The following is a 26365-nucleotide window of genomic DNA, read 5'->3' as shown; positions in this document are numbered from 1 at the left end:
TATTATCGGTATCTTATAATATGAAGTAAAAAAGGAAACGTTAAAGTTTCCTAAAAATATTTTTTTAGTGTGCAGGGATAATTGGGTCTCTTTCTCCTGCTGGTTCGAATTCTCTTAGAGCTCCTCTTGCACATTCTTTTCTTGGGTGTGCGAAGTCGAATACTAATGATGGGTCTGCAAATGCAATCTTGATTAATGGGTTTGTTGCAAATGCATCTCTTCTTGCTGAGTGAGCTGCCTGAGTAATACCTGCGTATTCTCCCTGGTGACCTACGTTCATTGCGTAGTTTGGATAGTTTGGACCTCTCAATTCCAATGGTGATGATTCATCGTTTCTAATTGAAAGTGAGTTTGAAGCACCACACTGGTCTTGCAAGTCGTATCCGTAGAATCCTAATCTGCTGTGGTATTCTTTGTGCAATATCTGGCTTAAATACCATCCATTAACACCAGCATTTGAGTTTCCTGTTGCCATACATACTGAAATACCTGCTGCTGCAGCTGTAACTGCTGCTCTCTGGGAACCTCCGAAGTGGTCTTCCAACAATGCTGGGAACTCGTCATACTGCTCTAATGCGTAGAGTGTAACTTCTGTTGCAATGTCTTCTACGACATCCATTGTTGGTTTTGTGTTGTTTATTCCGTATTTCTTCTCTACATAGTCGTATCCATAGTATGAGAAGTCATCCAAAATATCGTCTGTGTATGATGCGGTAGCATATTGTGTGAATCCTACACCACCTGACATGTATGCACCGAGCCATATCTGGTCGTATAACATAGCACCAGTAGCAACTACCTCTAAGGACTGCTCAACTGGGTCATCACTCACTCTTGTTGTCTGCACTACATCACATAATACACCGAATGGGATACCTCCTGGCTCGTTTGCTCCTCTTGACCTTCTTGCTGGTAGTGCAGTACCTAAACCTACAACATCAGCGTGTTTTGCAGCGTATGAGAAGTCAGCAATTGCAGCTTCCCCAGCACAGAGTTTGTATGCTGTAATGAATGACATTCCAATCTGCATAGCAGACCATCTTGCTATGGTACCTCCATCACATACTCTACCTACTAATGTAGGAACTCTTGATACCTGGTAGGTTCTTTTACCAATAGCAGCTTTTAACTGTTCTGCCTGTTCTTCCGGGAATAATTTGTTAATGTCAATTAATACTCTTTTGTCGAGCTCATCTGCTAATTCATCGTCTCCTGTGAATATCTTAGCGTATGAGTCCCATGCTAATGCAGGGTCTACCTCAACCATGTGTTCCTGAACAACAGCACCACCAGGCAATGCGTGGTTTATTGTTTCCATATATTCGTTGATTGTTTCAGGTGTAACTTCCACACCAAGCCTTTTTTCAAGAACAGCGTGTCCTGTGTCCATACCTACAATAACTGTTCTTCTGATGTCGTCCCACATTTGCTGGATAGCAGCGTTGTTCATGAAGTGTAAGTCATCTCCTTCTACAATGCTGTCTGTGTTTGAGAGTTTGTAAGGCATTAATTTTCTCTGTCCGAGTGGAACCCCAATATCTGGGTTGTATCCAGGAATTCCGCCTCTTTTCTCAGCCACTTCTTTTGCTGCTTCAACAAACTCTGTTTTTCTCTTTGACTGTTTCCATCCACCGAAGGTGTAGAATTTTGTATATTTTTCTTTTGGGTCTTCTTCAAATTTTTCTTTTAATGCTTTTAAGAACAATTTCTTTTCAGCTTCCATAAATATTCACCTCAAAAGTTTATAGAGGTAATAATTAATTAAATAATTTAATTAAGATAATATACACTAATTACAATCCCTTAAATGTTTCTTCAGTAGGCATAAATCCACCTAATGTTCTTGCCCTGTGGATTCTCTTAACTACTGTTATGAGCTCTTCATCATCTCTCATTGGAACTCCATCTTTTCTATATATTGTTGTAATTTCTGCCAATTTTTCAGCAGGTAATGGTTCTCCAACATCAACAGGTTCATCCAATGGTCTTCCAACCTGGTCTTTTACATATAATACATGACCTGTTTTTTCATCATAGATGTATCTTTGGAGAGCATCGAACATTAATCCGTTTTCATCCAATCTTAATGAGTGTCCGTGAACGGTCGCTCCTCTCATACCACAGGTTGCAGGGTCAAAGAATGCTGTATCGATACAGAAGTTCTTTGAGATTTCTTCAAGGTTACTTTCTCTCATTTCAATAACTTGTCTTCCTGAGAGTGTTCCTGTATCTACACCTCTGAATCTCCACATGTATGTTCTTGCTCTGTCGTATGGCTGAGCAGGTGCATTGTACATGGAATCTGCGAACTGGATATATCTAATCCTGTGCCCTTCCTTAGCTCCTGTGATAGGTTCAACTAAGTCTCTTACATAATCTTCTGGCAAGTCCATTTCTTCCAATGGAGGGTGAACTGTTTTATAATCTTCACCAGGTTGTCTGTGTCCCATAACTTTTACAATTTCATCGTCTGGAATTTCCCTTAATTTTTCCAATTCAACTTCTGGGTTCAAGTGGTCTCTTCTGTTCTGTGCAATTTTTGTTGCACCAGGGTAATATTGAGGCTTGTATGCCATAAAATCACCTCTTAAGTTAAATGCTTCTTGATTTTTTCAATTACTTCATCAATTTTAGACTGCGGAGCTGATTCACCCCTAACAACTCCTGTAATAATATCCACAACCATACCTTCAGTTTTAGGTTCAATAGGCATAACATCCTTAGTTTTAATACCCACCTTAGCAAAATCCTCCATATCAATAGGAGTTTGGCAAACAATTATTGTTGGTATTTTAACATACCTTAGAAATAATCTTGCCTTATATACAATATGACTTTTAACATTCCCAAAATGGACAACGCAGAGTTTATGCCTATTTACCTGCTCGGCCTCTTTGGGTTTTAATCCAAATGTTGAACCAAGACTTCCATGAGGGGCATCATGAGGAATACCACTACCTGCATCCAATACAAGAACGCTTGTTTGGATTCCTGCTTCCCTTATACCATAGGTAATTTCACAAACTGGTTTTGTGATATGCCTCCTTCCAGGAGACATAGCTACAACTACAACATCATTTTCTAAACCTTCTGCGAAGGTTCCTCTTTGAGCCAATCCACCGCCTTCGCCCAATCCCATTACGGACCTGCAATCTACAATTTGCTCTCTTCTACCTACTGGCATATAATCACTTTAATGGTTTATTGCAATTATTCATTGGATATTTCAGCTTCTTTTTCATCTTTTGGAATAATTTTTACTGCGGATTCATATTTGCTTCTTGGGTCGGTTAAGCCTATCATAGTTCTATCCATCATATTTACCAGTTTTTCACCGTATTTCATATAATCTGTTACGGTTGCTTTACTTCTGGTAAATTTACCGACCTTTATATTGTATCCATATGGAAACAGTGATTTACAGATTTCTTCAATTTTATCTACTTCACTATCATCCTTTAATGTTATCCAGAATCTCCCTGCCATCACTGTGAGCTCGACAGGAACTCCATGAACGTTAATTTCCTTTCTCTCAGGATGATTCACAGGAGTTCCTCTTGCAGGACCGTAATATACGGTTTTTGGCAAAGGCTCACCGTGGATTATGATTCTCTCCACCGTATCTAAGGAATAAGCTTCATTAAGGAATTTTTCAGTAGTTTTAGCTTTTAAATACCTATGGGGGAAGACTTCTATTTCTATCATTTTATTACCTATCATTGTAGTTTTAATGGTATGATTGATAACTATTAATTAAATTAAAGTTTGTCTTTTATTTCAATAGCCCCTTCAATTACATACTTCAATGGCTCTCTGAATTCATCGATAGCACTATATACCGCACCAACTAATGCTGATGTTTTTTCAGGTGAGAACATCTGAGTTCCTGCATCTATACATAATGCAGCACATACTGGTGGTATAGCGAATCCTTTGGAGTGTCTTGTAACTACGTGGTTTCCTGTGAAGATACCTGGACCTCCACCACCGTAGATTGAGTGTGAGAAGAAACTGAATCCTACCGCAGTACCTTCTGCTCTACCGAAATCAACACCAGGCAATCCTGTTTCGTATTCTAATATATCGTTGTAGTATAAGATTGTTGAAGCAACGTTCTGAGCAGCTCTTGCCGCACCACAGTTTACAATGGAAGCTGCAACTAAACCTGCTGCTGCATAAGCATTCCACTTAGCCACATCTGCTGGCTTATACATTGTGAATCCTGAATCCATTGTTTTGTCTTCTACAATTACTTTGTCTTCGAGAGCTCTTTCAACCAATGAAGCAACAACTGTACCAACTGTTCCCTTACTGTTTGCTTTTACGAGGTCAATTACAAGGTTATCTGCGTTTAAACCCTGGTATCCAAGACCTAACAAGTGCATTCTTTCAAATGAACCTACTGCATCTCCCATTTCAAACATAGCTGTTTGTTCCATGATTGACGCAAATGCAATAGCGTTCATGATGTTTTTCTTTGTTGTAGCCACATAGTGGTTTACCATAATGTTTCTCAATGCGTAACCTAAACCTTCCATGTTTGAAGGAGCTCCTAATAATGAAGCTATGTTTCCTCCCATGTAGTCCATAACTTGTGGATATCTTCCAATAATTGCTGCATGCACTGTTGAACCTTCGAACATATCTACGTCGAATGTTTTAATAATAGCTTCTTTCAAAGCCATTGCTGTGTTTAACATAGATACTGAATATTCTGCCGCTACTTCTAATCTTCTGGATGGCAACTGAACAACTGCCTGTTTTCCACCGTTAATTGTTCTGATGTTTGTATCATCATCTGGTGAAATTCTTAATATTTTTTCAACTTCTTCCATAATAGCGTCAGCGTTTTCAACTATTGGTAAATCCAAGGTTCTTCCTGGGATTTTACAACCTTTGCCTCCGAGAGCTCCGGTTTTCAAGCTGTTTTCTATACCTGCTAAGTTAACTGCTACTGTTCTTTTAATGTTCTTTACTATCTCTTTTACAACTGGGTTGTACAACGGGCTTATAGCCTCCAATGGCACACTTTCTGCTGCAAGATTACCTTTCGCATCATACAAATCTATCTTGTCTTCATACTTTACCATAGGAACCACTCCTATCATTTGATATATGCACTACATCCTATATTTTTATTTATATATTCATTTTTCCATTGAATTCAAATCGAAAAGTATATATAGGATATTTTTTAAAATAGGGGTGTTGTATAAAAACTAATTTATATATTTAAATTTAGTATTTTAACTTAATCTTATTTCTTTTTAAGCATTCTTTATTATACGATGCCCTTTACGATTTTTACCAATAATTTATTTATAGGTTAAAAAATAATACACTAATAAAAAAGTTAGAGGATATTTATGAATTTCAATTTTAACAATAGTTTAGGAGATACTTCCAACCCTAATATATTTGGCATGGGTTTTGAGGATTCTGAAAAGGACAATAACGTTTTAAAATCCCAATCTCAGCTTTTAGTTGATTTAAAAGGAGAGCCCGGTAAGAACTGCGGAGGATTCTGCAAATTTTGTTATTTTAAAAAAGTGGACAATTCAAACCCATCACCATTTGGCTGTAAAAACTGCACATTCCAAATGGGCTGTGATTACTGCACATACTCCATAAGGGAAATTAATGGAGACTTCATACCATTGCCCTTTGCAATACAGCAAATTCAAAACGCATTATTTTTCCAAAACTACGATAAAGTGAATATTACAAGTGGCGGAGATGTTAGCTTTTATCCGGACTTGGAAGCTCTCTGTAAATACATAAGTGATGTTGGTTTAAAGATTCATCTTGGATACACATCTGGAAAAGGATTTGAATCTGTTGAAATTGCTAAAAATCTTGTTGATTATGGTGTCGATGAAATTACATTTTCAGTATTCTCTACAAATCCAGAAATCAGAAAAAAATGGTTAAATGATAAAAATGCAGAAGAATCCCTAAAATGCTTAAAATACTTCTGTGAAAACTGTGAAGTCCATTGTGCTATTATATTAATTCCCGGTGTAAATGATGGCGAAGAACTTAAAAAAACCATTAACGATTTGATAGACTGGGGAGCTCATGCAGCAATATTAATGAGGTTTGCAAATAAAACCGAACAAGGACTTATACTGGAAAATGCACCAATTATCGATGGAATCGAAAGCCATAGGGTTGAAGAATTTAAAGAAATTGTAAGAAAAACTTTTGAAGAATTTGGAGATAAAATAAGAATTACAGGCACACCACTTTATGACCCATTGACAAATGCACCATTTGCCATATCTTATGAAGAGAGTTTATTGAAAAAATTAAGAAACAAAATAAAATCCGAAGCTACCATAATTACAGGAAATATATCATATACATTTTTAAATAAAATATTTAAAGATACTCCAGTTAATGTCATTAAAGTTAATAAGGACATTTCAGATTTAATCACTGCAAAAGATTTAGAAACTGTTGATTTAAAAGAGCTAAAAGATACGGTGTTTATCCCACCAATGGCGTTTGTTCATGACAGGGTTGCAGAAGAAATATTAAACAGAGATGGAAATAATAGAATGATTTTAAGAGGAGTCGATAAATTATCCCTTGATGGAGAAGTAAGCGGAACATTGACAAAAGAAGAGGTTTTAAAATTCGAAAAAAATGCATTTGAAGAATTAATTGAAAAAATAAATTTCTTTGGAAAACCCATTTAATTCTATTTTTTTATTCTTTATTTTTTTTAAACAACTAATTAAATATTTAAACCTATAAATCAATAAGCATATAAAAAATGCCGAGGGGGGGACTTGAACCCCCGACCTCTCGGTTTCCCAGGACCCAAGGAGATATAAAACCCCTTGGGAATATCCGTATGAGCCGAGCGCTATAACCAGCCTAAGCCACCTCGGCATTATTAAATTATTGAACGCATCCTTAGATAATAATATCTCATATATATACTTTTCGCCGAAAGGTTTATATACTATTATGTAAAACTACACTATGCGTTTTTAAACCGCAAAACCATAGTAAGTGAGCGGGGGTTGCCAAGTCTGGCCAAAGGCGCTAGGTTGAGGGCCTAGTCCCGTAGGGGTTCGAGGGTTCAAATCCCTTCCCCCGCACTATTTTTTGCGAAGATAATATTTATTTATTTTAATATATAAGTATACTTCAACAAATAAGTAATTTTATATAAAAATAATACTCCATTTTATACAATATATAATTACATAATTATTGGAGAAATAACATGAAAAAAATAGTGGTATGTGTAAGTGGTGCAAGCGGAGCTCACTATGCTAAAAGACTTCTTGAAGTTTTAAAGGATAACGAAAATGTAAAAACCTGTCTAATAGTTTCCAACTCAGCAAAAGAAATAATAAAACATGAGTTAAAAACTACAATTGATGATTTTATAAAATTATCCGATGAATACTACGAAAATAACGATTTCTTTTCGCCTGTTGCATCTGGTTCAAATATATTTGATGCTGTTGTTGTAGTTCCATGCTCCATGAAAACATTATCGTCAATAGCAAATGGATACAGTAGTAATTTAATATGTAGAGTTTGTGATGTAGCTTTAAAGGAGCAAAGAAAATTAATACTTATGCCAAGAGAAATGCCTTTTAATGCAATACATCTTGAAAACATGCTAAAACTCTCAAAATTAGGAGTTTTAGTAATGCCCCCAATTCCGGGATTTTACAATGAACCAAAAACAATAGATGACATCATTAATTTTGTAGTGGGGAGAATATTGGATAATTTAGGGATAAAAAACAATTTATTTAAAAGATGGAAAGAATAATTATAATAAATAATATTTAAAATTTAGGTGGAATTATGCTTGATAAATTGGGACAAAACATTACCAACGCATTGAATAAAATAAAAAATGCCACATTCGTAGATAAGAAGCTTATAAAAGAGGTAATTAAAGATATCCAAAAGGCACTAATTCAGGCGGATGTCAATGTAAAACTTGTATTTAAAATGAGTAAAGAGATAGAAAAAAGAGCAATAAATGAGGATATACCAAAGGGACTTTCAAAAAAAGAACATATAATAAAAATTGTTTATGAAGAACTAGTAAAACTACTTGGTGAGGAAGGGCAAAAATTGGAGTTAAACCCAAAAAAACAGACAATTATATTACTTGTAGGTATTCAGGGGAGTGGTAAAACCACGAGTGCCGCAAAACTTGCAAGATACATCCAAAAAAGAGGTTTAAAACCAGGATTAATAGCGGCGGATATATACAGACCTGCGGCATACCAGCAGTTAAAACAGCTTGCAGAGAAGATACATGTTCCATTATATGGTGATGAAACAAAAACAAAGACTCCAATAGAAATTGCAAAAGATGGAATAAATAACCTTAAAAAGATGGATGTTTTGATAATAGATACCGCAGGAAGACACAAAGAAGAAAAAGGACTTTTAGATGAAATGAAACAAATAAAAGATGTTGTAAATCCAGATGAAATTATACTTGTAATAGATGGAACACTTGGACAGCAGGCGAAAAACCAGGCAAAGGCATTTAAAGATGCTGTCGGTGAAATAGGAAGCATACTTGTTACAAAATTGGATGGTTCTGCAAAAGGAGGGGGAGCTCTAAGTGCAGTAGCAGAGATAAACGCACCTATAAAATTCATAGGTACCGGGGAAAATGTAGATGATTTGGAGCCATTCGACCCCAATAAATTTATTTCAAGGCTTTTAGGAATGGGAGATTTAGACTCACTTCTTGAAAAAACAGAGGATTTAATAGATGATGATACGGAGGAAAGCATAGATGCCATATTAAAGGGAAAATTCACACTTAATGAATTATACTCTCAGCTAGAAGCAATATCTAAAATGGGTCCTATGAAACAAATAATGAGCATGATTCCAGGATTTGGAGGAGCCATTCCAAAAGATGCGGCAAATCTCACAGAGCAAAAATTGAAAAGGTACAAAATTATAATGGATTCCATGACCAGGGAGGAAAAAGAAAACCCTGAGATAATTAAAACTTCAAGAATGAAGAGAATAGCAAGGGGTGCAGGGGTTAAGCAGGAGGAGGTAAAGGAGCTCCTAAAATATTATGCCACAACTAAAAACGCATTTCAGAACTTAAAAAGAGGAAAAATGCTTAAAATGGGAGGTCCAATGGGTAAAATAATGAGGCAGTTAATGTTTAAAGAATAACAATCAATTTACAATCAATTTGGGGGGCATCATGAAAATCTTAATTATATGCAAATCCATCCACCACAACAACACCAAAAAAATAGCAGATGCTATGGCAGAGGTCTTAAATGCAGATGTTGTTGAGCCGGAGAAAATAAACCCTGATGAAATTAAAAAATACGATTTAATAGGATTTGGCTCTGGAATATACTTTGGGAAGCATCATAAAAAGCTCTTGAAACTTGTAGATAAACTTCCAGGGGAGAACAAAAAGGCATTCATATTCTCTACATACGGCATAGATTTATCCATTTATCACAAGCCTTTAAGAAATAAATTAAAAAATAAGGGATTTAAAATTATTGGAGAATTCTCATGCAAGGGCTACGAAGATTATTCAGTATTTAAATTAATTGGCGGAAAAAATAAGGGACATCCTAATAAAGAAGATATTGAAAATGCAAAAAAGTTTGCTGAAAATATAAAAAATAGTATTTAATTATTTTTTATTATTTTAATCCAGTTATCCTTATTCCAGAACCTTTTAATTTATATTTTATATTTAATCCTATTAAAAGTGGCGTAATTTGTTCTATGTAGCTTGATAGTTCCAATTTTCCGCAATCTATTGCCCTAACTCCATCGATTTCTTCTGCAAGAGACATTACAACTTTTTTTGATTCAGCGTCATCTCCACAAACAAGTATATCACAATCCACAGGGTTGTCTATATCTTCGAGCTCCTTACAGCATACATTTTGGAATGCACTTACCACTTTTGAATTCTTTAAGTAATCTTTAACCATTTCAGCAACTGAACCCTGAGGCGGTAAAACCACTCTTGTTGCCTTATCCCCTATTGCCGTTGCCAGTGGAACTCCAATAGATACAACTATTTTACCTGCTAATTCTTCTTTTAAATCCTTTAATGTTGATATGGTGTGCTGATATGGCAATGATAAAATAACAACATCCCCTTCTTTTGAAGCTTCTTTGTTGTCTAAACCTATTATATTTTTATATTCTATTCCCTTTGAAGATAGTATTTCCTTTACTTTATTTGATGCTTCTTCTGCCTTTTCCTTCTTTCTTGAACCTATTATAACATCGTGATTTTTGGCAAATCTGAGTGCTAAACCAAAACCTTGGTCTCCTGTTCCACCTAAAATTGCTATTTTCATTTTATCACCAAATTCAATAACTCAATCTTAACTATATCCAATAACTATAATCAATACTACATAATATATTTTATATTTTTATATTCAATACCCTACTTTCATCTAACTCAATATCGGATAATAATTCCTTAGCAATCTCTCTGCTTTTAACTGCATCCCTTATATTTTTGGATTCAAAGGATATAACACCCTCATAACCTATGTCTTTTAATTCCCTAAATACACTGAAAAAATCAATGTTTCCATCTCCAACTTTTAAATGTTCATCATCATTTCCATTGTTGTCATGGCAATGAACATGAACAATGCCCTCTCCTATTTTATTTAATTCTTTAACATACTCACTTGGATTTCCGCAGGCAGTATTTGCATGACCAATATCAAAGGTAATACCCAAATACTTAGAATCTATATCTTTTACAATATCTCTCAAACTCTCAGGAGTTATGCCTAAGACTCCCATATAATTGGGCATATTCTCCAAACCTATCATAACCTCATAATCTTCCGCTATCTCAACTATATCATTTAATGTTGAAAAATTATTATCCAGGAGCTCTTCAACATAGCTTGACCATAACGGCGGAAGGTATCCCGGATGAACCGTTACAACATTTGCATCAAGTTCAAATGCCCCTTCAATTGCCTCCATTATACAATCAATAGTTAGCCGCCTTACCCTGTCGTTCATTGAAGCTGGATTTAAGTCGGAAAATGGAGCATGAACCACAATATCCACTTCATACCTGTTCTTTAACTCCATAAGATATTTTACATTTTTAGGTCTCAATTGATGACTGCCTTCACATACGATTTCCCAACAATCAAACCTATTTTCAGCAACCTTTTCTATGGATGACTGCAATGTTTCAGGTAAAAACACAAGAGAAGATACTCCAAACTTCATAATATCACCATATTAAAGAATATAATTAAATATGTAAATAATAATATAATTGTAATATAATAATGAATAATTAATAGTAAAATAAAAAATAAGTTATCCCTTTCTTATAATTTATTCCCTTTCTTTATACACTCCCTTAAATATTACGGCATTTTCAGGAGATACATACTTGGGGCATGTGATTTTCTTTTTTAATTTTCCGCTTACAATATCCTCAAAGAGTTCATATATATTTTTATAATTTCTCTCGATATAGGCACAGACATTGCAGTCCTTGACAAAATATTTGCTGTTCTTTTTTATAAAGTTATCCACACCTTTTTTACTAAACACTGGCGGACCTACTCTAAGCTTAATATTTGGGAGCTCCCATACTAAAAATTCCCATGATAAATAACACATATCATCATCTGCATAATTTCCATACCTTAAAAACTCAAAATCATTTTCAATTAAAAATTTGTTGATGCTTTTTTGTAGTTTTTCCATTTGGGGGTATATTATATCATCAACTATATCCTTGTTTCTCTTTATGCCCAATGTAATAAACACTCCTTTTTCCCTATTATCAAGATTTTCATTTACTTTTTTAACATAGTCATAAAAAAAGTCTTTTGAAGGATTTTTCAAAAACAGATGAGAATAAAATATAAACTTGCAAAAATTCTCTTTACTCAGAGCTGCGGCTACATTTCTATTTAAATCTACTGGGTCATAAACTACAAGTGGGTCTTTAAAATCGGCAAATTTATAATCTTCATCCAAATTGTAAATATTAAATATTTCATCTAAAATTATTCTCTTTCCAACTCTCCATTTTTGAGCTCCCATTAATGTATTTATAAATCCCCCATAATGTATTATTAGGAGCTCGCATAAATACCCAGAAAATCCCTTAGTTTTTAAATCAGAGCCGTAAATGCCAATACCTTTTAGGAATTTTTTTAAAAGTCGAATATCGTTGTTCAGTGCGTTTTTTGATTTTGATTTTTTAGATTTTAACATTTTCTTTAAAAATTCATTATGTAAGGGCGTTCTATCTACCGCAGATATTATATTTTCCCCCCAATTTAGTTTATAACATGGGACTATATCTATATCGTATTTTCCAATCTTTGCAGATAAATAAGGGTGTTCTGCATATTCTATCCAATATTTACCATCTAATTTTTCTATTACCTTTTTACCAATTTTTAAAACAGTTTCTTTTAACACTTCCTTATCTACATCCTTCTTAAACCTTATAAAAATATCTATGTCATAATCATTTTTTAAATTGGTATTTCTAGCAGTTGAACCTACCTGAACTATATCTTCAATTAAATTCCTTAATTTTTCACTGTCTATCTCAGCATATAATTCATTTATTATTTTTTCAGAAAATTCTTTTAATTCCATTTCCTCCTCCTTACTTGGAGCTATATCATTCAATAGCCCATCCAATATCTCGTTAAAATCATCTGGTTTAAAATTCTCCTTTTCCATGGTGTCCCTCTCAAATATTTATGAAATAAATTATTAAAATTAAAAATGAAATCTATGAAAAAATATCATGCATAAAAATAAAAAATAAAAATTTAGATGGTATTTTCAATATCGTCTGATTCTTTATTCTCCAATATCTTTAAATGCTCCCCAATATATTTTTTCATATTTTCTGATTTTGGATTTATATATTTAAACGCGTTTTCCAATAATTTTATAGATAAATTTTTTGAAACGGTATCGTCATCATGGGATAAATAATTAGCAATACATGCAGACAATAAAAAAATAGCAGCTCTCTGTTCAGTTTTTAATTTATGGATATGGTGGGGCCTAACATCCAATTCTTCATAAATTTTTATATATTCACAGTTGTATTCATTGGGGACGAGCTCCCGATATACATGGACAAAAAATTGATGGAGTTCCATAAGTTGCTCTTTATGCATTTTATCACTTCGACATATGGGGTGGGTATATACATATATAAATATTATATAGGGGCTAGAATTACCAGGGAGACCTATTATCTAATAAAATATTATTCTTTATAATTGATGATATAATATAATTTTTTGATATATATAATTTAGTAATAAATAAAAACATATATTTAACGGGTTTTATGGAAATTTTTTAAAAGTAAATTAAAGGTAAAGATATAGTATAAATATACCATAGTTTAGAATTAGGTTTTTAAATCATATTTGTAATTAGCAAATTTATTATCATTTATTTAGCCATCATAAATCATAATTAATTATATAGGAGGTTATCCAATGGACATTATTACAATATTAAAAAAATACCCCTTGTGTCATAGATGTTTTGGAAGACTTTATGCAAAGCTACTGCATACATCAAACTACGAAAGGGGAAAATCGCTAAAAATTGCAAAAGCAATTGAATTAGAATCAAAATTACTAAATTTAATGGGAAAATATAATGAATTAACTGAATCAGGAAACCCGGACGAAATAGAAAAAACTGATACAGAAAAACTAAAAATAGCATCAGAAATAACTGAAATAAAGGGACAGCTAAAATATATATACAAAAGTGGATTAACTGAAATAAAGTTAGTGGATATACCAGAAGAGATAAATGAAGAAGAGGGGGAAAATAAATTAGATTTATGCCCTTGGTGTAAAAATATCTTTGATAAGGAAAATTTAGAAATCATTTCAGAAAAAGTGATAGACTTACTAAAAGATTACGAATATGAAACATTCTTAGCTGGAACCATGCTTCCAAAGGAGATTAAAGAACTTGAAAAAGAATTTGAAACACCATATATGGAGAGCATAAAGCAGGAATTCAACAGAATCATGGGTAAAATTCTCGTTGAAAAAACTGGAAAGACTGTGGATAAAAATAGCCCCGATATTGTGATTATGATAAATCCCTACAATAAAAAAATAAAACTACAAATAAATTCCATATTTATAAAAGGAAGATATAGGAAACTTGTAAGGGGCATTCCACAAACACGCTGGCCTTGTAGGTATTGTAGGGGAAAAGGGTGCGAAAAATGCAATTACACAGGGAAACAATACCCCACATCTGTCGAGGAGATAATAGCAGAACCTTTTATGAAAGTATTTAAAGGAAAGGATGAGGCATTCCATGGTGCAGGGAGAGAAGATATAGATGTTAGAATGCTTGGAAATGGAAGGCCTTTTGTTCTCCAAATAAAAGAACCGAAAATAAGAAAGGCAGATTTGGAAAAACTTAAAGAGGAAGTAAATAAAAGTGGAAAGGTTGAAATTCTTAATTTAGATTACGGTGTTAGAAAAGATGTTGTTTTCTTCAAAAATGAGCCCCATAAAAAAACCTATCTCGCTGTTGTAGAATGTGAAGAAGATGTGTATGATGACGAAATTTTAAAATTAGTGGAGAAACTTGAAAACTTAACTATAAATCAGAGAACACCTATACGAGTATCCCACAGAAGAGCAGACTTGGTAAGAGTTCGTAAGGTATATAAAGCATGTGCCAATAGGATAGATTCCAAAACTTTCGAGCTCACATTATACTGCGATGGTGGGTTGTATATAAAGGAGCTCATAAGTGGAGATGAGGGAAGAACTTCCCCGTCAGTTTCAGAGATTTTAAATAAAAAATGCATCTGTAAAACGCTGGACGTATTGGATGTTCATGATATGGAAAATTATGAAGAAAATTAATATCATCATCATAAAATATATATAAAATAAAAACATAAAAACAATAACTTTTTATAGTTAGAATAAATATTATAGTGAAATTATTTATAGAATATTATATATTTATATGTAAAACAATACGTTGTAATATACATTATATTTATATACTCTAAACGGCTTATATACTGAAACACATTAAACATAAAAGGAGGAATAAACATGGCACAAAAAAGTGAAGGATTTAGAAGTAAAACAAGATACAAACTTAAAAAACACCCAAGAGAAAAAGGATTATTTCCAATCACAAGAGCTCTAAAAGAATATAAAGAAGGAGAAATAGTCCATGTTATAATCGACCCATCAGTTCAGAAGGGTATGCCCCACCCAAAATTCCACGGAAAAACAGGAACAGTTGTTGGTCAGAGAGGAAGTGCCTTTATTGTTAGAGTAAAAGATGGAAATAAATACAAAGATATAATCGCTAGACCACAGCACCTTAGAGAATGTAAGGCATAATTATTTTATTAATATTTATTAATTATTTTACGATAAACCGCCGGGAAAGTCAACGACTTCAGTCGTTGGATGAGAGGCGGACATTATATCGGCTAGTAAGTAGTAAAATATAAATATATGAAGATTAGTAGTAAGTAACGCTACCAGTCCAAGTATCTATGGGTAGGGTTAGTGAAAACTCTACCGCTGGTAGTGGTTGGAAGTGCATAGCGTAGCCCTGAACCCATTAATGGGTAGGGGTAGTGGGCTTGGCCACCCGTGTAGGGTTAAACCCTACTAAAAGAACCCAACGAGTTCACTCGTTGGAGTAGGTCAGTATTAATACAAAATACTTTTTTTAAGATGGGTATTATTATGATAGGAAAAGAAATAATCTCTGAGAGATATATTACAATATCTCATGCTAAGGAGATAATGACAGACAAAGCAAATATTGACGAGTTATCCTATGAGCACGGCTGTGCATTGGATTATTTAGAAAAATTTGCACGATTGAGTGCCGAAGATGTAGAAAATCTCGTTAAAGATTTGGTCGAGCTCGGGTTGGATGAAAAAACAGCAATTAAAATAGCAGATATACTTCCAGAAGATACCGAGGATTTAAAGTTAATATTCTATAAATCCGATATTCCAAAGAATTCGGAAGAAATATTGGATATTGTAAGCCAATATAAATAATAAAACCTTTGTTTTATTAAATAAAACTTTTTTCATATCTGTTTTAAATCAATATGTTTTTATTCTATTAATGATATATATTATATAATTAAAGACAATTTAAATTTTTAATTCCATAATTTTATTATATTTTACCATTGAATTTGAAAGCACCGCTTTTTAAAGCGGTGATGATATTAATAATATCAATAATTATTTTAAGATATATATGAGTAGAGCGCATATAAATCATGGTGATAAATATGAAGATAAAAACACCTATTAAAAACTGTAGGGACAGTATCACTTGATATAATTAGACAATATGATAATCAAAAAGGTGTTTAGCTTGGAAGTTTCAAGAGTCCACACGCTGAACATAACAAGACAATTAAACAATGAACAATTAACAATCCTAAACCATTTAACCTATTCAGCATCAAAACTATGGAATGTATCTAACTACGAAGTAATGCAACGAAATATTAACCCTAACAAAATAGATGTTCAAATGAAGAACAATTTCTGGTTTAAAAACTTACACTCACAGTCAGCACAAGCAGTATGTCAAAAACTTTCAATAGCGTGGGATAATTTTTTCAAACATTATACGAAAACCGAAGGTTTTCGTTGCTCTCCGCTTCGCTCCGAACATACTAAAAAACCTAAATTCCAACCAAAAGATGGTCATTTTCCAGTTAAATGGAAAAAGAACGGATTCAAAATAATAGACAATAAATTGAGATTATCTCTTTCAAAACAAACCAAAAACTATCTAAAAGAAAAGCATGGTATTGAGTCCAAGTATCTATGGATAAGATTACCGAAAATCTTATCGCTCAATACCATGAAAATTAAAGAAGTTGAGATAGTCCCGCATGATATTTACGGTAAAAGATATTTTATACTTCATTTGATTTATAAGAAAAAAATAACCCCACTAACATTTAACAATGAAAAAGTAATGGCTATTGACTTAGGAATTAAGAATTTAGCAACAACAGTAATACAGAATGAAAAACAACCTTATATTTTCAATGGCAAAACATTAGTATCTAAATTAAGATGGTTCAACAAAACAAAAGCAAAACTAATGTCTATTTTATCCAAACAAAAACTAAAAACCTCCAAAAGATTATCAAAATTAACAGTAAAGGAAAAAAATTATGTCAAAGATTATATTCATAAAGTTAGTAGAATGATTGTAGAATTAGCAAAGAATGATAAAGTTTCAAAAATTGTAATTGGTGAAATGAACAAAGGAATAACCTCAATGAACATAGGGAAAATAAATAATCAAAAACTACACAGAATACCTTTTGGAAAGTTAATTCAGATGATACAATATAAAGCAGTAGGATATGGAATAACAGTAGAACAGGTTAATGAATCTTATACTTCTCAAACATGTAGTAATTGTGGAATCGTTAAGAAAAGTAATAGAAAATATAGAGGTCTATATATTTGTTCTAAATGTGGTTTAATAATAAATGCTGATGTAAATGGTGCTTTGAATATTTTGAAAAAGGTAGTCCCGAATCCTTCAAAGGATAGGGATAGTGGGCTTGGCAACCCAATAAGGATTTATTCCTTATAAACTTCGGTTATTAAACCGAAGAGAATGTCATAGGGTGCATAATATGAAAAGACATGAATCTAAAAAATCTAAAAAAAGGAAATTTGAGAGCTACGCCTATGTTTTGGATTTTCTTGAATATGGGTATCCAGAGGACAAAAGACCACTTCACCAACGAAAACCTATTGCACAGGCTTTTGGTGAAAAACAATTTGTATTAATGGAATTAGTGTTAAAAGACGATAAGACTGTTGAATTGGCGGAGAGGGTTTATATTGGAAAAGGTAAGAGGGATAAGGTCGAATATATTTCGAGAATGTTAAAATATGAAGAACTAACACCTACGGCAAAAACAGAGTTATTCTATGTTATAAAAGAAGCAATTAAAAAGAATGAAAAACGATTCATACAATTTATAAATGAATGCGAACCAATAACCAACAAAATGCATTCTCTTCAACTCCTTCCAGGTATTGGCAAAACCATTATGTGGAAAATAATTGAGGAAAGGGAAGTAAAACCATTTGAAAGTTTTGAAGATGTTGAAAAGAGAGTGCATAGAAATTTATTGGATGCCATTGCAAAAAGAATAGAGGAAGAGTTAAAAGAAACACAAAAATACTATTTGTTTGTTAAATGGAAAGAACACCAACATATGGAACACTAAATCTACCATTTGATATTATTGTTTTTTTTATTTTTTATTCTATAAATCAGGGATATTATGAAAATACTTATGCCTACAATATTTCATCCATATATGGGAGGAATCACCTTTCATGTTGAAAATATAATAAATAATTTAAATAACCTTGGAGATTATGAATTTCATATTTTGAATTATAAATCAAAAGGGATAGATAATAGTAATAACAATTATAATAATATTAATATCAACAATATTCATATACACGAGGTTCCTTATATTCCAAAACTTCGGGGAATAAGTTATACTCACAAAGGATATAAAATTGGAAAAGAGTTATTAAATGATATAGATATTGATATAATTCATAGCCATTACGCATTTCCTCAGGGATTTGTAGGAGCTCTCCTAAGAAACAAATACAACATCCCCCACATATTAACACTTCACGGAAGCGATGTATTAAAACTATCAAAAAATCCCGTGGGAAAACTATTTTTCAATTATGCCATTAAAAACTGCGATAAAATCATCTGTGTGAGCGAATTTTTAAAAAATCAACTGCCAAAATCCTATCGAAATAAAACAGAAGTGGTTTATAACGGCGTGGATTTTGATTTATTTTATGATACCAGTGAAGATGAAAGTTATGGACTTTTTGTTGGTTCATTTGTTCCACAAAAAGGAATTGATATTTTAATTGATGCAGTTAAAGATATTGACTTTAATTTCAAACTCATCGGAGATGGTGTTTTATTCGACGCTATTAAAAACAAAATCGATAAAGAGAATATATCCAATATTGAACTTCTTGGAAAAAAGAACCAGAAAGAAGTTTCTGAGTATATCAAAAAATGCAGTTTCTTAGTGCTCCCTTCCATTTCAGAAGGTCTTGGAATGGTATTGCTTGAAGCCATGGCATCGGGAAAAGCCACGATTGGAACAAATGTTGGAGGAATTCCTGAATTAATTAAGGATAATTACAACGGTTTTTTAGTTGAACCAAAAAATCCAAATATATTGAGGGAAAAAATAAACATTTTAATTGATGATAAGGATTTAAAGAAAAAAATGGGGGAAAATGGGAAGAGATTTTCAAAAAGATTTTCATGGAAAGAAACTGCAAAAAGGATAGATGGAATTTATAAAGAACTGCTGAATAGATAACAGATAAAGCAAATACCAAATTAAATAATTAAATTAATAACTAAAAATAATAAAAGAACCGATAAATAAAATAGGATAAATAGAAAAATAAAATAAAAAAATGATAACATGATACCATTGTTCGTTGATTTAAAAGGATTTAAAGTCTGTATTTTTGGATTTGGAGATGTTGGGAAGAGGAGATTTAACAAAATTCTAAATGCAAATCCCGATAAAATAACCATTTACACAAAAAATATTGACCAAGAGGAAATCAATAAATATGAAAATAATTATAGAAATGTTGAATTTGTAATCTGCGATATAAACAATATGTCAGATGATGATTTAAAAGATATTATTCAAAAATATGATTTTATCATTACTGCAATTGATGAGAAAAACAATAAACGAATAGTCAATATTTCAAAAAAATTAAACAAATTCATCAGCTCATCCACTTTTGAAAAAGATATTAATATAATAATACCTGCCTACTGTAATGTAGATGGAGTATATTTTACAGTATATACAGAAGGAAAAAGTCCATTGATGGCAAAAAATATAAGAAAACTTGTTGAAAACTATTTAAAGAATCACGAATATGAAATACTTATTCAAAACACTTTAAGGGATTTTTTAAAAGACAATATTTCTTCACAGAAGGATAGGAAAAAAATTCTTGAAGAAGTGTTTAAAAATGAAGATTTTAAAAGAGAATTTTTAGAATTAATTAATAAATACAAATAGAAATTGGTGTAATTATGCTGTTATTTATGGCAGATTATAAAAAATATCCTGTATCGGAGCTCGAAAAATTAAGGTTTGATGAAGAGGAATTCTACAAAAAATATGACAACTGTATTTTGCTCCAAACCTGCAATAGAATCGAAATATATTTTGACTCTCATTTTGTAGTGGATTTAGATAGATTAAAAGATGATTTTAAAGGTTTTGATGTTTTAGAAGGTCGTGAGGCTATAATACATCTTCTAAGAACTGCATCAGGACTTGAATCCATGATTGTTGGTGAAGACCAAATTATCGGCCAGATTAAAAAAAGTCATTATAATGCAAAAAAACTTGGAAAAACTACAAAATATTTAGATACCATATTTTTAAAAGCCGTGCATGTAGGTCAGAGAGTTAGACAGGAAACAAAAATAAACAAAGGGGGGGTATCCATCGGCAGTGCTGCTGTCGAGCTCGTTGAAAAAACTGTGGGTCTGAAAAATAAAAATATACTAGTCATAGGGGCGGGTGAAATAGGGACACTTGTGGCAAAGGCCTTGATTGAAAAAAATACAAAAGCAATCGTGGTTGCAAACAGAACTTATGAAAGAGCAGAACGACTTGCAAACGAGTTAAAGGGTATAGCTGTTCATTTTGACAAACTTAAAGAGGCATTGAACTTCAGCGATATAATTATCTGTGCCACAGCTTCTCCACACCACATATTGGATAAATCAAATCTTAAAGACATTGAAGGAAAAAAGATAATTGTAGATATTGCAAACCCTAGGGATGTAGATGATAATGTTAGGGAGCTCCCAAATATTATATTATACACCATTGACGATTTAAGACTAGTATCTGATGAAAACCTAAAAAAGAGAAAAAATGAAATACCCATTGTTGAGAATATTATTGAGAATGAGCTCCGGCTTCTTTTAAAGCAGTTGAAAAAACTTAATGTTGAGGGCATTATAAAAGATTACGATAATTATGTTGAACATATAAGAAAAAAGGAGCTCGAAAAAGCACTAAAAATGATGGAAAACGGAAAAGAGCCGGAAAAGGTTTTAGAAAAATTTTCAGAGGTTTTTGCAAAAAGAATAATTCATGACTTCGTTAAATTTGTCCATGGCGATTGTGTCGATAAAGAAACTCTCAAAAACATGGTGAGTGAATTAATTAAAAAATAATTAGAGAATAAATTTATACTACTATTTAATAAATTCAATGCTGATATAACATTAGATTAATAATTGGGAGGTATATTATGGACATGGATTCAATAATTGAAAATTTAAATCTGAAATTTAGAAATATAGATGGAAAAAGACTATTAATTGCCATAGCCACAGATGAAGATAAAAATGTTTTAATGACGGCATTTATGGATGAAGAATCTTTAAAAAAGACCTTTGAAACAGGATACATGCACTACTACTCAACCAGCAGGCAAAAACTTTGGAGAAAAGGGGAAGAAAGTGGAAATGTGCAGAAAGTTAAAGAAATTTACAAGGACTGTGATGGAGATGCTTTATTATTTGTTGTTGAACAGACTGGCTGGGCATGTCATGAGGGATACCACACCTGTTTCCACTATAAAATTGATTTAGAAAATAACAAAATAGACATTGTTGGAGATAAGCTGGACTAATTAAAAATAAAATAAAAATGTTAAAAGTATATAAAGGATAAAAATAAATAATAAATAATTACTTTTTTAAAATTATTTAATTAATAATCTTATAAATATTAAATTTAGGAGGATTTTATATGATGGCAACCAACGACCACTATAAGGAATACATGAAGGGGACTACTACAATAGGAATGATATGTAAAGACGGTGTAGTATTGGCAACCGATAAAAGAGCTACAATGGGGAACCTTATAGCTGACAAAGAAGCGAAAAAGTTATATAAGATAGATGACTACATAGCAATGACCATAGCAGGAAGTGTTGGAGATGCTCAATCACTTGTTAGATTAATATCCGCAGAAACCAAAATATACAAGATGAGAACTGGAAACTACATGCCACCACATTCCTGTGCAACATTGCTGAGCAACATATTGCATGGAAATAGACATTTTCCTTTTTTAACTCAATTGGTAATTGGTGGATACGATAACCTCCACGGTCCAAAATTATTTTCACTTGACCCTGTTGGAGGATTAAATGAAGAAACTTCATTTACTGCCACCGGTTCTGGGTCTCCTACTGCCTTCGGTGTTTTGGAGGCAGAATATAAAAAAGATATGACGTTAAACGAAGGAAAAGAACTTGCAGTTAAAGCACTCGTATCCGCCATGGAGAGAGATGCATATTCTGGAAATGGTGTCTCTCTCGCAGTAATTGATAAAAATGGAGTAAAAATCTATTCAAATGAAGAAGTCGAAGAGATGGTGGAAAAAATAAAAAGTAAAAGAAGATAAAAATAAAGAAAACCTTATTTCTAAATTAATTATTTTCTACACCATCAAACATAAAAATTTTTTATAAAACCTTTTGGTTTTTATAACTCAAAACTAATAAATAATTTTGTTAGAGGCATTATGGAATTATTATTTTTTTATTATTATTTACAAACGAAGTGAGTAAATCGGAAAAAATCCTTCGGAGTCATAGGGCGTCCGTAGGACTGTGAAATCCGAAGGATTTTGAGATTTTTAAAGGAGATATTTACAAACGTGCTTTCAAGCGAACAATAATGAGCATACAAAAATGTAAAAACCTTGGTTTTAAGTGTTAATAAAATATTTTATTACAATTTTAATTTGAACAGAATTTAATTTATAATTTTAATAGGAGGGTCTATTTTGTCAGCAGAAGAGATTTTAAACGAGATAAAACAGTATGTGATAAAAAATTCACCTGGAAACGCAGTGATTACAGATGTGCAGTTTGAAGGTCCTGAGGTAGTAATATATGCAAAGAACCCCGAGATATTTTCCAATTCTTTTGTTAAAGAACTTGCAAGAATATTCCGAAAAAGGATAGCCATAAGACCTGACCCATCTGTTTTAATGGAACCGGATGTTGCGAAGAATAAAATTTTAGAAATCGTTCCAGAAGATGCTGAAATAACCAACTGCATATTTGATGCAAACACTGGTGAAGTCATAATAGAATCAAAAAAACCGGGATTGGTAATTGGAAAAGAAGGAAGCACTCTGGAAGAAATAAAAAAAGCAATAAAATGGGCTCCTAAGCCCGTAAGAACTCCACCAATAGCTTCTGAAACAATTAAAGCGATAAGAGCTACCCTTTATAGGGAAAGAACCGATGTAAAAGAAATCCTAAGAAAGATAGGCCGAAGAATACACCGGGATGTTAGATTAAGAGATGACTGTTGGATAAGAATGTCTTTTTTGGGAGGTTCCAGAGAAGTTGGAAGAACCTGTAATTATCTTCAAACCCCTGAAAGTAGAATTTTAATAGATTGTGGGATAAATGTTGCAGTTGAAGGAGATAAGGCATTTCCACATTTTGATGCCCCAGAATTTTCAATAGAGGAAATCGATGCAGTAGTAATTACACATGCTCATTTAGACCATTGTGGATTTGTTCCAGGGCTTTTTAGGTATGGCTATGATGGTCCTGTTTATTGCTCAAAACCTACAAGAGATTTAATGACTCTTTTACAAAAGGATTATTTAGATATTGCAGAAAAAGAAGGTAAAGTGATGCCCTATTCATCAAAAGATATTAAAAAATGTGTAAAACACACTATACCAATAGATTATGGGGTAACTACGGATATTGCACCGGCTATAAAATTAACAATGCACAATGCAGGGCATATACTAGGTTCTGCAATAGCTCACTGTCATATTGGGGATGGATTATATAATATTGCATATACTGGGGACATAAAATTTGAGGCTTCCAGGTTATTGGAGCCAGCAGTATGTCAGTTTCCACGATTGGAAACAATTGTAATTGAATCCACATACGGTGGATACGATGATGTGCTTCCAGATAGGGCAGAAACGGAAAAAGAATTTTTGAATGTTGTTGCAGAGACCATAAAAAGAAAAGGTAAAGTAATAATCCCAGTGTTTGGTATAGGTAGAGCTCAGGAGCTCATGCTTGTTTTGGAAGAAGGATACAATCAAGGTATATTCAATGCCCCAGTTTATTTGGATGGTATGATTTGGGAGGCTACTGCAATTCATACGGCATATCCTGAATATCTTTCAAAAAACATAAGAAACAGAATTTTCCACGAAGGGGACAATCCATTTTTATCAGAGGTATTTAGAAAGGTAAAAAACACAAACAACAGGAGAAATATAATTGATAGTGATGAGCCGTGCATAATATTAACCACATCAGGTATGCTCAGCGGAGGTCCGAGTGTCGAATACTTCAAATCCCTTGCAGATGACGAGAGAAATGCCATAGTATTTGTAGGTTATCAGGCGGAAGGCACCCTTGGAAGAAAGATTCAAAGAGGATGGAGTGAAATCCCTATAATGAACAGAAATGGAAAATCAAAAGCAATAAAGGTAAATTTAAGCGTTCATACATTGGAAGGATTCTCAGGACATAGCGACAGAAAACAGCTTATAAAATACCTAAGAAAACTCAAACCTATGCCTGAAAGAATATTAACCGTCCATGGTGAAGCTTCAAAATGTGTAGATTTGGCAAGCACAGCATACAAATTATTCAAGAAAGAAACAAGAGCTCCTATGAATCTAGATGCCATTAGAATGAAATAATATACTATAATATAACAATATAATAACAATATAATAATTTATTTTTTTACATCTTTTAATTATTATTTTTTCATTTTTATTTATTGCAAATTTAAAGTGAGAATATGAATTCAAAGGCTTCATTGATTGAGGATATTATAAAGAACATAACCACACCATATCTAAATCGTAAAATTTTAACAAAAATTAACAAAAATAAGGTTTTCTATGCAGCCCAACAGGCAGATAAAAATATAAAAATAGTGTTGCCATTTGTTTTTAAAAGGGATGATTTAACTAATTTAAATAAAAAAGGATTAGAGGGAAGCACGGCACGGATTATTGAATGTATTAAAGAGGAGATAAAAAAGAAAAAATTCCCTGAATTATCTGGAAGTCTTGGAAAACGATATACTGCATTATTTGAGCCCATAACTGTGATAAATAGCGATTTGAATATAGGTAGCGATTTATGGAGAGCTGATAAATACAACTTTATAACCAATAATGAAATTCATTTGTTATTAAGGATGATATTTAAGGAGGGAGCTCCAAAAATAATGGCAAAAAGAATTGACGAACTGTCTTATGAATTAAATGATTTCATCCAAAAAATACCTTACAAAATCCTTGAAAAAGAGAATATTAACACAATAAATCAGAAGGATTTAAGGAACAGATTAAAGGAGTTGGGGCTCGTATCCTTTATAGGAGATAATTCAAAACCTGCGAGGAGTTATACAAATGTAAGGAGACATTACAGAATTGCAGGACCAAAAAAAGGTGTAAATATACCATTTGAAACGCCCGAGGAATTGAATCCAATAGAGGTAGAGCTCTACGATGGCAACATTATTACAGGGCTTGGTATAAAAGAAAAGGAAATATTTATCATTACTGGAAGAAATGCTCAGGGAAAAACAACTTTGATAGAGGCAATTGACAGCGGGCAGGATGACCATTTAATTGGAGATGGAAGGGAGTATATTATTACCACAAAAAACTTATCTAAGGCATCAACAGGATGTATGCAGATGTATGGAAATGATATAAGTTTATTTTTTGAAAAACTACCAAAGGGAATAAAAGGCACTCCAAAGGATGTTCATGGAACAGCATCAGGCTCTATGACTATGGCTTATCAGATTCAGAAGGCATTATCAACAGGTGTAGATTTAATACTAATTGATGAAGATAATTCAGCCGTAAATTTACTTGTAAGTGGTTTATTATCCAATTGGTTTGAAGGAGTTAAACCACTTTCAGAAATTATAATGAATGAGAGGGAAAAACTGAGCTCTGCATTTATAATCATAACAAGCAGTTTGGATTTATTAACAGCATCAGGAGATAGAGGAATTTATTTAGAAGACCACGAGGCAAAATATTTGGATATTGATAAATTTAAAAGAGAGCTCAGTAATTACTATTTAAAACTAAGCAATAAGGTATATCCTAATAAATTTTAATTTGCTTTTC

At 32.6% G+C, this 26365-nt stretch carries 25 protein-coding genes and 2 tRNA genes; 17 read left to right on the top strand and 10 right to left on the bottom strand.

The window, feature by feature from the left end; genetic code table 11:
• Positions 1–64 precede the first annotated feature (64 nt).
• From mcrA to mcrB, 5 genes are all read right to left on the bottom strand, one after another.
• Positions 65–1723: a coenzyme-B sulfoethylthiotransferase subunit alpha gene (gene mcrA, locus Mjas_RS05090; RefSeq protein ID WP_421077117.1), complete on the bottom strand. Its 1659-nt coding sequence runs from the start codon at positions 1721–1723 to the stop codon at positions 65–67.
• 70 nt (positions 1724–1793) lie between these two features.
• On the bottom strand, positions 1794–2576 hold the full coding sequence (gene mcrG / locus Mjas_RS05085) for a coenzyme-B sulfoethylthiotransferase subunit gamma (RefSeq protein ID WP_421077116.1): 783 nt from the start codon (positions 2574–2576) through the stop codon (positions 1794–1796).
• 11 nt (positions 2577–2587) lie between these two features.
• On the bottom strand, positions 2588–3184 hold the full coding sequence (gene mcrC / locus Mjas_RS05080) for a methyl-coenzyme M reductase I operon protein C (protein WP_421077115.1): 597 nt from the start codon (positions 3182–3184) through the stop codon (positions 2588–2590).
• A 26-nt stretch (positions 3185–3210) separates the two neighbouring features.
• A complete protein-coding gene (gene mcrD, locus Mjas_RS05075; protein ID WP_421077114.1) occupies positions 3211–3705 on the bottom strand; it encodes a methyl-coenzyme M reductase operon protein D in 495 nt (164 codons plus the stop codon).
• A 53-nt stretch (positions 3706–3758) separates the two neighbouring features.
• A complete protein-coding gene (mcrB, locus tag Mjas_RS05070) occupies positions 3759–5090 on the bottom strand; it encodes a coenzyme-B sulfoethylthiotransferase subunit beta (protein WP_421077113.1) in 1332 nt (443 codons plus the stop codon).
• 333 nt (positions 5091–5423) lie between these two features.
• Between mcrB and mmp10 the strand changes: the two genes are divergently transcribed.
• Entirely contained in the window at positions 5424–6701 is a 1278-nt protein-coding gene (gene mmp10, locus Mjas_RS05065) for a methyl coenzyme M reductase-arginine methyltransferase Mmp10 (protein WP_421078574.1), read from the top strand.
• A 78-nt stretch (positions 6702–6779) separates the two neighbouring features.
• On the opposite strand, the gene Mjas_RS05060 is transcribed toward mmp10, so the two are convergent.
• Positions 6780–6897: transfer RNA gene (locus tag Mjas_RS05060), tRNA-Met, on the bottom strand.
• 127 nt (positions 6898–7024) lie between these two features.
• Here Mjas_RS05060 and Mjas_RS05055 point away from each other — a divergent pair.
• The 4 genes from Mjas_RS05055 to Mjas_RS05040 all read left to right on the top strand — a co-directional run bounded on the left by Mjas_RS05055 (position 7025) and on the right by Mjas_RS05040 (position 9667).
• Positions 7025–7109 (top strand) — tRNA-Leu (locus Mjas_RS05055).
• A 128-nt stretch (positions 7110–7237) separates the two neighbouring features.
• Positions 7238–7798 carry a UbiX family flavin prenyltransferase gene (locus Mjas_RS05050; protein WP_421077112.1) on the top strand — a complete coding sequence of 187 codons (561 nt, stop codon included), beginning with the start codon at positions 7238–7240 and terminating at the stop codon, positions 7796–7798.
• Between the two features lie 35 nt (positions 7799–7833).
• Positions 7834–9186 carry a signal recognition particle protein Srp54 gene (locus Mjas_RS05045; protein ID WP_421077111.1) on the top strand — a complete coding sequence of 451 codons (1353 nt, stop codon included), beginning with the start codon at positions 7834–7836 and terminating at the stop codon, positions 9184–9186.
• A 31-nt stretch (positions 9187–9217) separates the two neighbouring features.
• A complete protein-coding gene (locus Mjas_RS05040) occupies positions 9218–9667 on the top strand; it encodes a flavodoxin family protein (protein WP_421077110.1) in 450 nt (149 codons plus the stop codon).
• 10 nt (positions 9668–9677) lie between these two features.
• Here the strand turns inward: Mjas_RS05040 and npdG are convergent, their stop codons facing one another.
• The 4 genes from npdG to Mjas_RS05020 all read right to left on the bottom strand — a co-directional run bounded on the left by npdG (position 9678) and on the right by Mjas_RS05020 (position 13190).
• Positions 9678–10349 (bottom strand): NADPH-dependent F420 reductase, encoded by a 672-nt coding sequence (npdG, locus tag Mjas_RS05035; RefSeq protein WP_421077109.1) that lies wholly within the window; start codon positions 10347–10349, stop codon positions 9678–9680.
• 70 nt (positions 10350–10419) lie between these two features.
• Complete coding sequence (locus Mjas_RS05030; RefSeq protein WP_421077108.1) at positions 10420–11256, bottom strand: sugar phosphate isomerase/epimerase family protein; 837 nt, start codon at positions 11254–11256, stop codon at positions 10420–10422.
• Between the two features lie 111 nt (positions 11257–11367).
• Positions 11368–12741: a CCA tRNA nucleotidyltransferase gene (gene cca / locus Mjas_RS05025; protein ID WP_421077107.1), complete on the bottom strand. Its 1374-nt coding sequence runs from the start codon at positions 12739–12741 to the stop codon at positions 11368–11370.
• Positions 12742–12833: 92 nt separating this feature from the next.
• On the bottom strand, positions 12834–13190 hold the full coding sequence (locus Mjas_RS05020; protein WP_421077106.1) for a UPF0058 family protein: 357 nt from the start codon (positions 13188–13190) through the stop codon (positions 12834–12836).
• Between the two features lie 330 nt (positions 13191–13520).
• Between Mjas_RS05020 and Mjas_RS05015 the strand changes: the two genes are divergently transcribed.
• From Mjas_RS05015 to Mjas_RS04960, 12 genes are all read left to right on the top strand, one after another.
• Positions 13521–14927, top strand: coding sequence for a tRNA pseudouridine(54/55) synthase Pus10 (locus Mjas_RS05015; RefSeq protein ID WP_421077105.1), 1407 nt, complete (start codon positions 13521–13523; stop codon positions 14925–14927).
• Positions 14928–15125: 198 nt separating this feature from the next.
• Entirely contained in the window at positions 15126–15422 is a 297-nt protein-coding gene (locus Mjas_RS05010) for a 50S ribosomal protein L21e (RefSeq protein WP_421077104.1), read from the top strand.
• A 354-nt stretch (positions 15423–15776) separates the two neighbouring features.
• Positions 15777–16100, top strand: coding sequence for an RNA polymerase Rpb4 family protein (locus tag Mjas_RS05005; protein ID WP_421077103.1), 324 nt, complete (start codon positions 15777–15779; stop codon positions 16098–16100).
• Between the two features lie 328 nt (positions 16101–16428).
• Positions 16429–17676, top strand: a complete 1248-nt coding sequence (locus tag Mjas_RS05000) for an RNA-guided endonuclease InsQ/TnpB family protein (protein ID WP_421077102.1) — start codon at positions 16429–16431, stop codon at positions 17674–17676.
• A 43-nt stretch (positions 17677–17719) separates the two neighbouring features.
• Positions 17720–18322: a DUF655 domain-containing protein gene (locus tag Mjas_RS04995; protein WP_421077101.1), complete on the top strand. Its 603-nt coding sequence runs from the start codon at positions 17720–17722 to the stop codon at positions 18320–18322.
• A 57-nt stretch (positions 18323–18379) separates the two neighbouring features.
• The gene (locus tag Mjas_RS04990; protein ID WP_421077100.1) at positions 18380–19468 is read left to right on the top strand and encodes a glycosyltransferase family 4 protein; all 1089 of its coding nucleotides are present in this window, start codon (positions 18380–18382) and stop codon (positions 19466–19468) included.
• A 108-nt stretch (positions 19469–19576) separates the two neighbouring features.
• A complete protein-coding gene (locus Mjas_RS04985; RefSeq protein ID WP_421077099.1) occupies positions 19577–20197 on the top strand; it encodes a precorrin-2 dehydrogenase/sirohydrochlorin ferrochelatase family protein in 621 nt (206 codons plus the stop codon).
• Positions 20198–20211: 14 nt separating this feature from the next.
• Entirely contained in the window at positions 20212–21372 is a 1161-nt protein-coding gene (gene hemA / locus Mjas_RS04980) for a glutamyl-tRNA reductase (protein ID WP_421077098.1), read from the top strand.
• A gap of 77 nt (positions 21373–21449) precedes the next feature.
• Positions 21450–21833 carry a phosphoribosyl-AMP cyclohydrolase gene (gene hisI, locus Mjas_RS04975; RefSeq protein ID WP_421077097.1) on the top strand — a complete coding sequence of 128 codons (384 nt, stop codon included), beginning with the start codon at positions 21450–21452 and terminating at the stop codon, positions 21831–21833.
• Positions 21834–21952: 119 nt separating this feature from the next.
• Positions 21953–22615, top strand: a complete 663-nt coding sequence (psmB, locus tag Mjas_RS04970) for an archaeal proteasome endopeptidase complex subunit beta (RefSeq protein ID WP_421077096.1) — start codon at positions 21953–21955, stop codon at positions 22613–22615.
• Positions 22616–22999: 384 nt separating this feature from the next.
• On the top strand, positions 23000–24907 hold the full coding sequence (locus tag Mjas_RS04965) for a beta-CASP ribonuclease aCPSF1 (RefSeq protein ID WP_421077095.1): 1908 nt from the start codon (positions 23000–23002) through the stop codon (positions 24905–24907).
• A 104-nt stretch (positions 24908–25011) separates the two neighbouring features.
• On the top strand, positions 25012–26355 hold the full coding sequence (locus tag Mjas_RS04960) for a P-loop domain-containing protein (RefSeq protein ID WP_421077094.1): 1344 nt from the start codon (positions 25012–25014) through the stop codon (positions 26353–26355).
• Positions 26356–26365: the final 10 nt, after the last annotated feature.

Source organism: Methanothermococcus jasoni (genome assembly GCF_049075655.1).
Taxonomy (GTDB): domain Archaea; phylum AGJL01; class Methanococci; order Methanococcales; family Methanococcaceae; genus Methanofervidicoccus.
Note: the sequence above shows the minus strand (reverse complement) of the source record. Positions and strands in the feature narration are given on the sequence as shown.

Coding starts and splice junctions, on each gene's coding strand:
- mmp10 (WP_421078574.1), top strand. CDS start 5,424: ATGGGTTTTGAGGATTCTGAAAAGGACAATAACGTTTTAAAATCCCAA.
- cca (WP_421077107.1), bottom strand. CDS start 12,741: ATGGAAAAGGAGAATTTTAAACCAGATGATTTTAACGAGATATTGGAT.
- hisI (WP_421077097.1), top strand. CDS start 21,450: ATGGACATGGATTCAATAATTGAAAATTTAAATCTGAAATTTAGAAAT.
- Mjas_RS05030 (WP_421077108.1), bottom strand. CDS start 11,256: ATGAAGTTTGGAGTATCTTCTCTTGTGTTTTTACCTGAAACATTGCAG.
- Mjas_RS05020 (WP_421077106.1), bottom strand. CDS start 13,190: ATGCATAAAGAGCAACTTATGGAACTCCATCAATTTTTTGTCCATGTA.
- npdG (WP_421077109.1), bottom strand. CDS start 10,349: ATGAAAATAGCAATTTTAGGTGGAACAGGAGACCAAGGTTTTGGTTTA.
- Mjas_RS05010 (WP_421077104.1), top strand. CDS start 15,126: ATGGCACAAAAAAGTGAAGGATTTAGAAGTAAAACAAGATACAAACTT.
- Mjas_RS05045 (WP_421077111.1), top strand. CDS start 7,834: ATGCTTGATAAATTGGGACAAAACATTACCAACGCATTGAATAAAATA.
- Mjas_RS04990 (WP_421077100.1), top strand. CDS start 18,380: ATGAAAATACTTATGCCTACAATATTTCATCCATATATGGGAGGAATC.
- Mjas_RS05015 (WP_421077105.1), top strand. CDS start 13,521: ATGGACATTATTACAATATTAAAAAAATACCCCTTGTGTCATAGATGT.
- mcrG (WP_421077116.1), bottom strand. CDS start 2,576: ATGGCATACAAGCCTCAATATTACCCTGGTGCAACAAAAATTGCACAG.
- mcrB (WP_421077113.1), bottom strand. CDS start 5,090: ATGGTAAAGTATGAAGACAAGATAGATTTGTATGATGCGAAAGGTAAT.
- psmB (WP_421077096.1), top strand. CDS start 21,953: ATGATGGCAACCAACGACCACTATAAGGAATACATGAAGGGGACTACT.
- Mjas_RS04995 (WP_421077101.1), top strand. CDS start 17,720: ATGAAAAGACATGAATCTAAAAAATCTAAAAAAAGGAAATTTGAGAGC.
- Mjas_RS05050 (WP_421077112.1), top strand. CDS start 7,238: ATGAAAAAAATAGTGGTATGTGTAAGTGGTGCAAGCGGAGCTCACTAT.
- hemA (WP_421077098.1), top strand. CDS start 20,212: ATGCTGTTATTTATGGCAGATTATAAAAAATATCCTGTATCGGAGCTC.
- mcrC (WP_421077115.1), bottom strand. CDS start 3,184: ATGCCAGTAGGTAGAAGAGAGCAAATTGTAGATTGCAGGTCCGTAATG.
- Mjas_RS05040 (WP_421077110.1), top strand. CDS start 9,218: ATGAAAATCTTAATTATATGCAAATCCATCCACCACAACAACACCAAA.
- mcrD (WP_421077114.1), bottom strand. CDS start 3,705: ATGATAGAAATAGAAGTCTTCCCCCATAGGTATTTAAAAGCTAAAACT.
- Mjas_RS05005 (WP_421077103.1), top strand. CDS start 15,777: ATGATAGGAAAAGAAATAATCTCTGAGAGATATATTACAATATCTCAT.
- Mjas_RS04960 (WP_421077094.1), top strand. CDS start 25,012: ATGAATTCAAAGGCTTCATTGATTGAGGATATTATAAAGAACATAACC.
- mcrA (WP_421077117.1), bottom strand. CDS start 1,723: ATGGAAGCTGAAAAGAAATTGTTCTTAAAAGCATTAAAAGAAAAATTT.
- Mjas_RS04985 (WP_421077099.1), top strand. CDS start 19,577: ATGATACCATTGTTCGTTGATTTAAAAGGATTTAAAGTCTGTATTTTT.